Below are 12,851 nucleotides of genomic sequence, written 5' to 3' on the forward strand. Positions count from 1 at the left end.
GTTAGTTTGTCTAGCATCTAAAAATAAAAATTGACGTTTCACGTTGTTTGTTTCGTTCAGTTTTCAAAGAACTACTTCGTCGCTCAGAAGCGACTTTATCAATATAACATTTTGTTATATTTTCGTCAACAACTTTTTTAAAATAAGTTGTTTTTCGTTTGTTTCTTTTGTTACCTCTCGTGGCAACGAATATAAATATACCAGTTCGCTTATTAAAATGCAATAGTTTTTCTAATAAAATTTTCAACTTAGTAAAAAAGCATAAAAATAGCATGTTTCTTCTATATAAATATAATTTCTAAACGATCCCTATCAAAACCTACTTCCTTCAAATCACTCATAGTAAAATAAAAAAAGCTTTGGAGAAATCTCCAAAGCTTAGTCTTGCTTATGACGCATAGCAGGGAATAATAGCACATCGCGAATAGATGGTGCATTTGTTAATAACATAACTAAACGATCAATACCGATTCCTAATCCGCCCGTAGGAGGCATACCGTACTCAAGAGCTTCGATATAATCATCATCCATCATGTGAGCTTCATCATTACCTTGCTCGCGCTCTTTTAATTGAGCTTCAAAACGTTCTTTTTGATCGATTGGATCGTTTAACTCAGTGAATGCATTTGCATGTTCACGTGCAACGATAAATAACTCGAAACGATCTGTGAATCGTGGATCCTCGTCATTCTTTTTCGCAAGTGGCGAAATTTCTACCGGATGACCATAAATAAATGTTGGTTGGATTAATTTATCTTCTACTTTTTGTTCGAAGAACTCATTAATAATATGACCAACTTCCATTGTATCCTTAATTTCTACATTATGTTCTTTTGCAAGTTCACGCGCTTCTTCTACACTCATTGGATTCCAGAAATCTGCTCCAGAGTGTTGCTTAATTGCATCTACCATATGAAGACGTGTCCATTCTGGTTCTAGATTAATTTCATAATCACCATATTGGATTGTTGTTGTACCCAATACTTTTTTCGCAATATGAGCAACCATATTTTCTGTTAGTTTCATAATATCATTATAATCAGCATATGCTTCATATAATTCAATCATCGTAAACTCAGGGTTATGACGAGTTGATACACCCTCATTACGGAATACACGGCCGATCTCATAAACTTTTTCTAATCCACCCACAATAAGACGTTTTAAATGAAGTTCAATTGCGATACGCATATATAATTCCATATCTAACGCATTATGGTGCGTTGTGAAAGGACGAGCAGATGCTCCACCTGCAATCGCGTGCATCATAGGCGTTTCTACTTCAAGATAACCGTTGTCATCTAAATATCTTCTCATCTCACGAATGATTTTACTACGAGTAACAAATGTTTCACGACTTTCCATACTTGTAATTAAATCTAAGTAACGTTGACGGTAACGTTGTTCAACATCTTTTAATCCATGGTATTTATCCGGTAATGGACGAAGGGATTTCGTTAAAAGTGTAAATCCTGTTGCTTTTACTGAAAGTTCTCCAACGTTCGTTTTGAACACTTTACCTTCAATACCTACTAAGTCACCTAAATCTGCTGTCGTAAATAATTCGTACTCTTCATCTCCAACAGTATCTTTACGAACGTAAATTTGAACTTGTCCGTGTAAATCTTGAATGTGCGCGAATCCAGCTTTTCCTTTACCGCGTTTTGTCATAATACGACCAGCGATAGAAACAGTGATTTCTTTCTCTTCTAATTCTTCTTTAGAGAATTCTCCATATAGACTTACTAAGTCCGTTGTTGAATTTGTGCGTTCAAATCGTTTACCGAACGGATCGATTCCTTGCTCACGTAAATTATGTAGCTTTTCACGACGAACAAGCAATTGGTCGTTTAATTCTTCGTGGTTCATGTTATCCATGATATTGATATCACTCCAGCTCTATTAATTTTTACAATATATACAGTATAGCATTTTCTACTCAACTAGAAAAACTGCCAGCAACTAACTGGCAGTTCTTCTTTCTTTCACGTAATTATAGGAAGTGTGTAGAAGAATGTCAATCTTCTACATTCCCTTATTAACCAACATAAATTGTTTGTTGTTTCGCTTCTACTTCTTCTACAAATGCACCTAATACATTCGCAAGGTCTTGACGTGTGTTGCAAGTATTGATGCCATTACGCACACTCGCATTACCACGAACACCTTTTAAATACCAAGCCGCATGCTTTCTCATCTCTCTTACAGCAACATTTTCATTCTTTAAATCGATAAGACGATCTAGATGCAACATACATACATCAATTTTCTCGCGCACTGTTGGTTCCGGCATTAATTCACCCGTCTCTAAATACTTTACCGTACGATAAATCATCCACGGATCCCCAAGAGCAGCACGGCCAATCATAACACCATCTACACCAATTTCATCAAGCATACGCTTCGCATCTTGCGGTGTTTCAACATCACCATTTCCAATAACCGGGATATTCACAGCTTGCTTTACTTGTTTAATAATATCCCAATCTGCTTTTCCTTCATACATTTGCACTCGTGTACGTCCATGAACTGCTACTGCCTGTCCACCAGCACGCTCAACAGCTCTAGCATTTTCTATTGCGAAAATATGTTCTTCATCCCAACCAATACGCATTTTAACTGTAACTGGCTTTTCAACAGCATCTACAACTGCCGCTACCATTTCATATATTTTATTTGGATCTAAAAGCCATTTTGCTCCTGCATCACACTTAGTGATTTTTGGTACTGGACAACCCATATTAATATCAATAATGTCTGCTGTCGTATATTTATCTACATATTTCGCAGCATCTACAAGCGTTTCTTTCTCTCCACCAAAAATTTGTAAACTTAATGGCTTTTCTCTCTCGTCGATATATAACATATCTAACGTTCTCTTATTATTAAGTAATATCGCCTTATCACTTACCATTTCAGCACAAACTAAGCCTGCACCAAATTCTTTTACTGTTAAACGGAATGCAGAGTTACACACTCCCGCCATCGGTGCTAGTACAACCGGATTTTTCATCTCAATATTTGCAATCTTTAACACTCGATTTACTCCTTCCTTCATAATTACTTTGGCATTAGTTCATCTATCGAGACCTTTAATGCTTTAGCAACTTCTACTACAAAATCTTGGGAAGGCGATCGATTCCCTCTCTCAACTTCACCTAAAACAGATACAGATACCCCTAATTCTTTAGCAAAACCTTCTTGTGTATAGCCTTTCAGCTTTCGAAAAGCACGAATGCGTCTTCCCCATTTTTCTGCTTCCATACCGTTACTCCCTCTCGCCTTTTCATTTCTTCTACTTGTGAACGTGAAATGTCTTGTTTTATATCTTGATTAATCTCTAACAACGGAACGATAACAAAAGCTCTTTCGAACATCCGCGGATGCGGAATAATAAGATTCTCCGCTTCAATATTTTCTTGATTATAGAGTAAGATGTCAAGGTCGATAGTTCTCGGTCCCCATCTAATTTCCCTTTTTCTTCCTAGGTCATTCTCTACTTTTTGCGTTACTTTCAATAATTCTTGTGGTGATAAATTGGTAGAAATTTTTATAACTAAATTTAAAAAGCAACTTTGGTCAGTATAGCCAACTGGATCAGTTTCATACACTGATGAAACATCATCAACTTGGATATACTGACTTTTATTTAAAAACTGAATCGCTTCAGTTAAATACGTATAACGCTCTCCAATATTTGAACCTAATGCAATGTACGCTATATTATTCATGAACGTTCTCTCGTAATTTCTACCGCTACAGCGCGATAATGCCCCGGTATCGGCGGATCTGGTTTAATTACCTTAATTGTACATCGTGAAATACTCTCATATTGTTTCAATATATTTGTAGCGATATTTTCAGCGATGCTCTCTACAAGCTTATACGTTCTATCTTCGACAACTTTCCTACACAATTCAAATAGCTCTCCATAATTGACAGAATGCTCTAGTTCATCACTTTCTCCTGCACGTTTCAAATTCAATTCTACCGTTAAATCAACTTTAAACCTCTGACCTAATTTATTTTCCTCTGGGAATACACCATGATAACCGTAAAACTCCATATCATGGATATAAATTTTATCCAATTACTTTACCCCCTTACCAATCATCGCATCCATCATTTTAGCCATACGCGCCATTTCTTTCACATCATGAACACGGACAAATTCACAGCCCTTTTCAATACCGAGACAAACGGTAGCTCCAGTTCCCTCAAGACGTTCCTCTACTGGTAAATCTAGTACATGTCCAATAAAGGACTTTCTTGAAGTGCCTAAAAGAACTGGATAACCTAGTACATTTAACTGTTCTAAATTACGCATCGCTTCCAAGTTTTGTTCAGGCGTCTTAGCAAAACCAATACCTGGGTCTAAAATAATATTCTCATCTCGTACACCAGCAGCTTTAGCAATTTTAATACTGTCATACAAATCAGCAATCATATCCGCCATTAAATTACGATAACTCATATTGTCACGGTTATGCATTAAGATGATAGGTACATCATAATGAGCTGCAACTTCAGCAATTTTCGGTTCCGCCTTCGCCCCCCAAATATCATTAATAATGTGAGCACCAGCCTCAATTGCTTGTTTCGCAACTTCTGCTTTATACGTATCGATAGAAATAGGCAATTTCACTTCCTTCGAAACCGTCTGGATCATCGGAACAACTCGTTTAATTTCTTCTTCCACCGAAACTTTAGCGAAACCCGGGCGAGTAGATTCACCACCAATATCAATAATATGAGCACCTTCATCTTTCATTTCTTTCGCATGGCGCACCGCAGCATCCACTTCGTTGTAACTCCCACCATCAGAAAATGAATCTGGCGTTACATTTAAAATCCCCATAATTAATGTCTTTTCATTTAAATTCAATGTATATTCGCCGCAGCGCAAATCATAATCCCACTTCAAATTACACATCTCCTCTTCGCAATTCATTTCTACTCCACAATTTCTCTCTCTGCATTTCATAAAGATGCATAAACCTTTTTGTAATCATTCCGACTTTACCCGGGAAATCTCGTCCCTCTATATGATAAAGCGGAACAATTTCTTGAATGGAATTCGTTACAAAAACTTCATCTGCTGAAAGCAATTCATCTTTCGTAAAGAAACCTTCCTTTATTTCTATACGAAGCTCCTCTGCAACCTTTATAATAAATGCACGAGTGATACCATTTAAAATCCCTGTTTTTAGCGAAGGCGTATACAAAACATTATCTTTCACAAAAAAGAGATTCGAAACAATACCCTCTGCAACATAACCTGCTTCAGTAAGGAAAATACCTTCCTTATCCACAACATTTCCAATTTCACGTTTCCCTAAAATGTTATTTAAATAATGATGGGACTTCAAGCGAAACGCACCCTCTGGTGTATTTCGCACTTGTTTTAAAACAACCCCTTCTTTTTCCACTATATCCCCTGGGGCTGGTAAAGGTTTTATAAAAACAATAACCGACGGCTCTTCATACATTTCGGTTTGCAATCCTATTTCATCTACACCCGCCGATACATTAAAACGAACATACGCATGCTCCAATTCATTCTTAACGAGTAGATTTTTCAAAATAAGCATTACATTATCTTTTGTCATTGTCCATTTGATTTGCAATGTATCTAGCGCATCTATTAAACGTTTATAATGATCATCCAACAAGAAAGGATGACCATTATAAATACGAAACGTCTCAAAAACTCCAAGTCCGTATAAATAACCATGGTCATAAGGAGAAATTTTCGCTTCATTCGCTTCTACATATTCACCATTTACGTAAATTAACATGATGCCACGCTTGGACTATATTTGCGAATGAAATTCTGTAATAATTCTTTCCCATGAGAAGTCATAATAGATTCCGGATGGAACTGCACACCTTCAATCGGTAATGTTGTATGACGAAGCGCCATAATTTCCCCTTCCTCTGTCCAAGATGTTACCTCTAAGCAATCAGGTAACGTCTCTTTCTTCACAATAAGGGAATGATAACGCGTTGCAGTAAATGGATTAGGAATGTCCGAGAAAATCGTCTTTCCATCATGATGCATAGGCGACGTTTTCCCATGCATTAATCGCTCTGCTCGAACAACTTCTCCACCAAAGACTTGCGCAATAGATTGATGCCCAAGACAAACTCCAAAAATCGGAAGCTTTCCTGCAAAGTATTTAATAGCTTCCATACTAATTCCCGCTTCATTCGGACTACATGGACCTGGTGAAATCATTAAGAAATCTGGTTTCATATTCTCAATATCTGCAATAGTCACTTCATCATTACGCTTAATAACAAGCTCTTGTCCAAGTTCTCCAAGAAATTGCACTAAATTAAATGTAAAAGAATCATAATTATCAATCATTAATATCATTTCTCTCACCTAACCGTTTCTTCGCTACTTTCTTTTGCACGCCATAAAGCAATTGCCTTTTTTAACGACTCTTTATATTCATTTTTCGGATTTGAATCAATTACAATTCCCGCTCCTGCTTGCACATGCGCTTGCCCATCTTTAGCAAGAAGCGTTCTAATTACAATATTCAATTCCGTATCTCCAGAATAACCAATCCAACCAATTGAACCTGTATAAATCCCTCGGCGAACAGGTTCTAATTCTTCAATAATTTCCATCGTACGTATTTTCGGGGCACCAGTAATTGTTCCACCAGGGAATACAGCTTTCACTAAATCGAAAGCATCCTTATCTTCTTCCACCTCACCACGCACATTAGAAACGATATGCATAACATGTGAGTACTTTTCAATTACCATAAATTCATCTACTTCTACAGTGCCATATTTACAAACGCGCCCTAAATCATTTCGTTCTAAATCTACAAGCATTACATGCTCCGCTCGTTCCTTTTCGTTCTCAATTAATTCCCTCGCTAATTCTTCATCCTCTTGTTCATTCGTACCGCGGGATCTTGTACCAGCAATTGGTCTTGTGCTTACTTCTTGCCCTTGTTTTTTAATTAGCAATTCAGGCGAAGCACTAACAATTTGAAAATCCCCAAGCTCCAAGTATCCCATATATGGAGATGGATTAATTTTACGAAGACTTGTATAAATTTCTAGCGGATGCGTTTGTAAAGTTCTTTCTTGCCTTGTCGACAAGTTTACTTGAAACACATCACCATTTCCAATATATTCTTGAATACGTTCAACAGCCTTCATAAAGCCTTCTTCTGTAAAAGCAACCGCTTCATTTTTCTTTTCAGGACGTTCAAACGGCATAGTCACTTCAGGCACTTCTGCCGCCCAAAGATTCTTCCATTCATGTAATCGTTCTTCCGCCTCTGCATGCTTATCTGCATAATGTGTAATAATCCACAATACTTTTTCTTCTTGATCATAGACGAACACATCGTCAAATAATAAAAAGAATATATCGGGTATATTCAGATCATCCTCTGCAAGAGAAGGGAGTTTTTCGATATAACGGATACAATCATAACTAAAGTAGCCAATCGCACCACCTTGAAACGGCGGGTACTCTGGATTGTAGTCTGTTTTCCATTTTTCCATATATTCTTGCATTAAATCTAATGGATTCCCTTGCTTTATTGTTTCCTTACCACTTTCGCTTATATGTAACGTTTCACCCTTCCCTTGGATTACCGCTACTGGGTTTAACCCCACTATGTTATAACGACCGCCACGTCCGCTTTCTAGCAAAATATGTTGCGGCTTATCCTGAGAAAGAAATTTATATTGCTTAAAGAAATCTAACTGATATGGAATAGAAAGCGCTAAAGATTTTCTTCGTTGCATATCAACACCCCGTCTTCTTTTATCCCACCCTCTTAGATTAACCACCTCAAACTACATAAGCTCTTTATATAGAAAATGATTATACTCGAAGGTTAGTGAAAATAAATTAATTATACTACCTCTTATTTTACATGAAGTTTTCTAGTCAATCACTCTTTTCCTATTTCCAATCCAAAAAGAAAAAAGCATCCTTTTTCAAGGATGCTTTTCAATCACATTCAATTATGATTCAAATTGATAAAGTGGTGTACTTAAATAACGTTCACCGTTACTTGGAATAATAACAAGTACTTTTTTCCCTTTACCTAATTTTTTCGCAACTTCTGTCGCTGCATAAATAACTGCTCCTGAAGAGATACCAACTAAAATACCTTCCTCTTTAGCCACTCTTCTCGCATATTCAAACGCTTGCTCTGTTTTTACTTGAATAATTTCATCATATACCTTTACATCCAATGTCTCTGGGATGAATCCCGCCCCAATTCCTTGGATTTTATGTGGACCCGGCTTCCCACCAGATAATACTGGTGAGTCCGCAGGTTCTACCGCATAAATTTTAATATCTTTATACGCTTCCTTCAGCACTTCACCAGCACCAGTAATTGTTCCACCTGTACCAATACCTGCAATAAACGCATCTAATTGATCACCCATTTGTTCAACAATTTCTGGACCTGTTGTTAAACGATGAATTTCTGGATTTGATTGATTTTGGAACTGTTGCGGTATAAAGTAGCCATGCTCTTTCGCTAATTCAGTCGCTTTACGAATTGCCCCACCCATTCCTTCAGGACCTGGAGTCAATACTAATTCAGCACCGTAAGCACGTAATAAATTACGACGCTCAATACTCATTGTTTCTGGCATTACTAAAATCGCCTTATATCCTTTAGCGGCCGCTACCATCGCTAAACCAATTCCTGTGTTACCACTTGTTGGCTCAATGATTGTATCGCCTTCTTTTAATAATCCTTTCTTTTCAGCATCTTCAATCATAGCTAATGCAATACGATCTTTAACACTGCTCCCAGGATTCATAAATTCTAATTTTAAGTATACATCTGCGCTGTCTGATTCTACGATGCGGTTCAACTTAACGATCGGCGTTTTCCCGATTAATTCTGAAACTGATTGTGCCACTCGCATTCCTGTCACTCCTAACACCGAGTATTTTTATTGGTTTTATCTATATTTAGATTTTGTCAGAAAATTCCCTGTTTGTCAATCTATCCGAACGAACAATTCTCCACCCAAACTTCCTTATTACAAGTTCACAATTATGCTTGTAATATCTTCTTTAGAGAATTTATATCGTTCATTACAGAAATGACAGTGCACTTCCGTCTCTTCTTCTTCTTCACGAATTTGCTCTAATTCTGTTTTACCTAAACTAATTAACACACTCTCAATACGTTCACGTGAGCAAGTGCAATTAAATTGAACATCCATAGTTTCTAATACTTTTACTTTATCTTCCCCAAGAACTGCATATAGTAGCTCTTCTGGAGAAAGACCTTGTTCGATCAATGTTGATACAGGAGGGATTTTTTGCAAACGATCTTCAATGAATGAAATTGTTTCTTCCTGTGCGCCCGGCATAATTTGAAGGATAAATCCACCCGCCGCTAATACGCTGTCATCTCCATTTACAAGAACACCAACACCAACAGAAGAAGGCGTCTGTTCAGAAACTGCAAAATAGTACGTGAAGTCTTCTCCTAATTCACCTGAAACAATTGGAGATTGACCAATAAACGGCTCGCGCATACCAATATCTTTAATTACAGTTACAAATCCTTCTGTTCCCACCGCTTGATATACACGTAGTTTTCCTTGTTCTGTTCCTTCAAAATCAACATGCGGGTTCGTTACATAACCACGTACATCCCCATTTGCATGAGCATCCACTAAGATTGGACCAATCGGACCGTTACCCTCTACCTTAATTGTTAACTTCTGATCACCTTTTAACATCGCACCCATCATTGTACCCGCAGTTAAAGAACGACCAAGCGCTGCTGAAGCAGTTCTCCACGTGTCGTGACGTCTTTGCGCTTCACTTACTGTATTTGTTGTACGCACACTATACGCACGTACTTCTCCATCAAATGCTAAAGCTTTTACTAAATAATCTTTCATACTTATTTATTCACCTTTCTCATACTGTAAATTTGCATTACGTTCATATAACATATACAAACCTTTTAACGTTAAAAACGGATCTACGATATCAATTACATTTGATTCTTCTGAAATTAATTTCGCTAATCCACCTGTTGCAATAACTTTTGGTTCCTGTTTAGCTTCCTCTTTCATACGCTTAACAATACCTTCCACTTGTCCAACATATCCGTAAAGAATACCAGATTGCATCGCACTTACTGTATTCTTCCCAATAACACTACTTGGTTTTGTAATTTCAATACGAGGAAGTTTTGCCGCTCTACTATATAAGGCTTCCGCTGAAATCATAATTCCCGGTGTAATAACTCCACCCATGTAATGCTTCTCTTCGTTAATATAACAATATGTAGTAGCCGTACCGAAATCGACAATAATAAGCGGACTTCCATATAAATGGATTCCCGCTACTGCATTTACAATTCGGTCTGCGCCTACTTCACGCGGATTTTCATATTTAATATTTAGCCCTGTTTTTATCCCGGGCCCTACTACAAGCGGTTTAATTTTAAAATACTTTTCACACATGCGCTCTAAAGCAAACATAATTGGTGGTACAACTGAAGACACAATAATACCTTTCACATCTTCAAATGAAAGACCCTCATGCTCAAGTAACTGCTTTACAAGCATTCCATATTCATCTTCCGTCTTGTGACGATCTGTTTCCATACGCCAATGCTGACGAAGCTCCCCATCTTGAAATACGCCTAGTACAGCATTTGTGTTCCCTACATCCAATACAAAAATCATATTCTCACCACTTATCTTATTTAATCTATATTTATGTAGTATGTATAAAACTTATAAAAACATCATATCACACATACTTATATAATCAGCTTTTCTATCCTCATCATTTTACAAAAAGATTACTCTCTATTTCAATTTTTAATACTAATTTTATTAAAAATTTTTCCAACTTATTATTTTTCTACAAATAAAAAAGGAGTGACAATTGTCACTCCTTTATCTCTTACTTATCTTCTACGTCTTCATCGTCCTTCTTCATATTGATGTTTACTTTTACATCATCTGAAGATGTTGGACGCTCTGGCAATCTGCCGTAATCATATAAATGATTGATTTGCTCTGCATCTAACGTTTCTACTTCAAGTAACGTTTTCGCAATAATATCTAGCTTATCACGTTTTTCAGTAAGAATTTGTTTCGCGCGGGCATAACATTCTTTTATAATCGTTTGCATTTCCACATCGATTTCATGTGCAATTGCATCACTGTAGTTTTGTTCTGAATGGAAGTCTCTTCCTAAGAACACTTGACCACCTTGCGAGCTACCGAATTGCATCGGTCCAAGCTTATCACTCATACCGAACTCCGTAACCATACGTCTTGCAATACCAGTCGCACGTTGGAAGTCGTTGTGAGCACCTGTGCTTGCTTCACCAAACACAATCTCTTCAGCTACTCGACCACCAAGTAAACCAGTGATTTTATCAAGTAACTCTGGTTTTGTCATGAAGTAACGATCTTCTTTCGGAAGCATTACTGCATATCCACCAGCTTGACCACGAGGGACAATTGTTACTTTATGAACGATATCTGCTTCATCAAGGACAACACCAATTACAGTATGACCAGCTTCATGGAATGCAACGATATTACGTTCTTTTTCAGAGATAACACGACTTTTCTTAGCTGGACCTGCAATAACACGATCCGTCGCTTCATCAATGTCACTCATATCAATTTTCTTCTTATCTTGACGCGCAGCTACTAAAGCAGCTTCGTTTAATAAATTTTCAAGATCGGCACCAGAGAACCCTGGTGTACGAGTTGCAATTGCTCTTAAGTTGATATGATCATCAAGCGGTTTATTACGAGCATGTACTTTAAGTACAGCTTCACGACCATTTACATCTGGACGATCTACTGTAATTTGACGATCAAAACGACCTGGACGTAATAATGCTGGATCAAGAATATCGGGACGGTTTGTTGCAGCGATGATAATAATACCTTCGTTTGCACCGAATCCATCCATTTCAACAAGTAATTGGTTCAGCGTTTGCTCACGCTCATCATGGCCACCACCAAGACCTGCGCCACGTTGACGTCCTACTGCATCAATTTCATCAATGAAAATGATACAAGGAGCATTTTTCTTTGCATTTTCGAATAAATCACGTACACGGGATGCACCGACACCGACAAACATCTCTACGAAGTCAGAACCACTGATAGAGAAGAATGGAACGCCAGCTTCACCTGCAACAGCACGTGCTAATAAAGTTTTACCTGTACCTGGAGGTCCCACTAACAGAACACCCTTAGGAATACGGGCACCAACTTCAGCAAACTTACGAGGATCTTTCAAGAATTCAACTACCTCAACAAGCTCTTGTTTCTCTTCATCCGCTCCAGCAACATCTCTGAAACGAACTTTTTTCTTTTCGTCATTATATAACTTCGCCTTACTTTTCCCGAAGTTCATAACACGGCTACCCCCGCCCTGAGCTTGGTTTAATAAGAAGAAGAATAAAATGAAGATAATGACAAACGGAATGATAGAAGTAAAGAAGGTTACCCAAGCACTTGTTTCTTCTGCTGGTTGATACTTAACTTCAGCACCTTGCGCTTTATCATTAATTTTCTTTTGTAATTCCTCAGTATTTGGTGCATAAGTAACAAATTGTTCTCCTTGGCTAGAAGTATTAAATTGTCCTTTTACCTCAAACACACCATTTTTCGGTTGAAGTTGCACATTGCGCACTTCACCTTTTTCTAGTTTAGTAATGAATTTATCGTAGCTAACTGATGTCGTTTTTTGCGTTGAACCATTAAAATAGCTCACGATTCCAATTACTACTAGGAATATCAGTAAATAAAAGATGGTATTACGGAAGATACGATTCATTCCTAACCTC

13 protein-coding genes are annotated in these 12,851 nt (G+C 37.5%); all 13 read right to left on the reverse strand.

Going from position 1 to position 12,851, the window contains the following annotated elements:
- Window positions 1–378: 378 nt before the first annotated feature.
- Window positions 379–1,878, reverse strand: a complete 1,500-nt coding sequence (lysS, locus tag JDS95_RS26420) for a lysine--tRNA ligase (RefSeq protein WP_000369685.1) — start codon at window positions 1,876–1,878, stop codon at window positions 379–381.
- Window positions 1,879–2,038: 160 nt separating this feature from the next.
- Window positions 2,039–3,037: a tRNA dihydrouridine synthase DusB gene (gene dusB, locus JDS95_RS26425; RefSeq protein WP_000912241.1), complete on the reverse strand. Its 999-nt coding sequence runs from the start codon at window positions 3,035–3,037 to the stop codon at window positions 2,039–2,041.
- A 23-nt stretch (window positions 3,038–3,060) separates the two neighbouring features.
- Window positions 3,061–3,264 (reverse strand): helix-turn-helix domain-containing protein, encoded by a 204-nt coding sequence (locus JDS95_RS26430; protein WP_000387027.1) that lies wholly within the window; start codon window positions 3,262–3,264, stop codon window positions 3,061–3,063.
- Window positions 3,216–3,731 (reverse strand): 2-amino-4-hydroxy-6-hydroxymethyldihydropteridine diphosphokinase, encoded by a 516-nt coding sequence (gene folK / locus JDS95_RS26435; protein WP_085451290.1) that lies wholly within the window; start codon window positions 3,729–3,731, stop codon window positions 3,216–3,218. Before folK ends, JDS95_RS26430 begins: the two co-directional genes overlap by 49 nt.
- Window positions 3,728–4,090, reverse strand: a complete 363-nt coding sequence (gene folB, locus JDS95_RS26440; protein ID WP_000358067.1) for a dihydroneopterin aldolase — start codon at window positions 4,088–4,090, stop codon at window positions 3,728–3,730. The genes folK and folB overlap by 4 nt, the downstream gene beginning before the upstream one ends.
- Entirely contained in the window at window positions 4,091–4,951 is an 861-nt protein-coding gene (gene folP, locus JDS95_RS26445; protein ID WP_033660253.1) for a dihydropteroate synthase, read from the reverse strand.
- Window positions 4,926–5,798 (reverse strand): aminodeoxychorismate lyase, encoded by an 873-nt coding sequence (pabC, locus tag JDS95_RS26450; RefSeq protein WP_085451292.1) that lies wholly within the window; start codon window positions 5,796–5,798, stop codon window positions 4,926–4,928. Before pabC ends, folP begins: the two co-directional genes overlap by 26 nt.
- Entirely contained in the window at window positions 5,792–6,379 is a 588-nt protein-coding gene (pabA, locus tag JDS95_RS26455) for an aminodeoxychorismate/anthranilate synthase component II (protein WP_000602280.1), read from the reverse strand. The genes pabC and pabA overlap by 7 nt, the downstream gene beginning before the upstream one ends.
- Before the next feature lie 5 nt (window positions 6,380–6,384).
- Entirely contained in the window at window positions 6,385–7,782 is a 1,398-nt protein-coding gene (gene pabB, locus JDS95_RS26460) for an aminodeoxychorismate synthase component I (RefSeq protein ID WP_085451293.1), read from the reverse strand.
- 222 nt (window positions 7,783–8,004) lie between these two features.
- On the reverse strand, window positions 8,005–8,928 hold the full coding sequence (gene cysK / locus JDS95_RS26465; RefSeq protein WP_001261721.1) for a cysteine synthase A: 924 nt from the start codon (window positions 8,926–8,928) through the stop codon (window positions 8,005–8,007).
- Window positions 8,929–9,045: 117 nt separating this feature from the next.
- A complete protein-coding gene (gene hslO / locus JDS95_RS26470) occupies window positions 9,046–9,921 on the reverse strand; it encodes a redox-regulated molecular chaperone HslO (RefSeq protein ID WP_000656368.1) in 876 nt (291 codons plus the stop codon).
- A 6-nt stretch (window positions 9,922–9,927) separates the two neighbouring features.
- Window positions 9,928–10,716 carry a type III pantothenate kinase gene (locus JDS95_RS26475; protein WP_000578374.1) on the reverse strand — a complete coding sequence of 263 codons (789 nt, stop codon included), beginning with the start codon at window positions 10,714–10,716 and terminating at the stop codon, window positions 9,928–9,930.
- Between the two features lie 223 nt (window positions 10,717–10,939).
- The gene (ftsH, locus tag JDS95_RS26480; protein WP_001079666.1) at window positions 10,940–12,841 is read right to left on the reverse strand and encodes an ATP-dependent zinc metalloprotease FtsH; all 1,902 of its coding nucleotides are present in this window, start codon (window positions 12,839–12,841) and stop codon (window positions 10,940–10,942) included.
- Between the last annotated feature and the right edge of the window lie 10 nt (window positions 12,842–12,851).

It is taken from the genome of Bacillus cereus group sp. N24 (assembly GCF_016483345.1).
In the GTDB taxonomy this organism is placed as follows: Bacteria; Bacillota; Bacilli; order Bacillales; family Bacillaceae_G; genus Bacillus_A; species Bacillus_A toyonensis.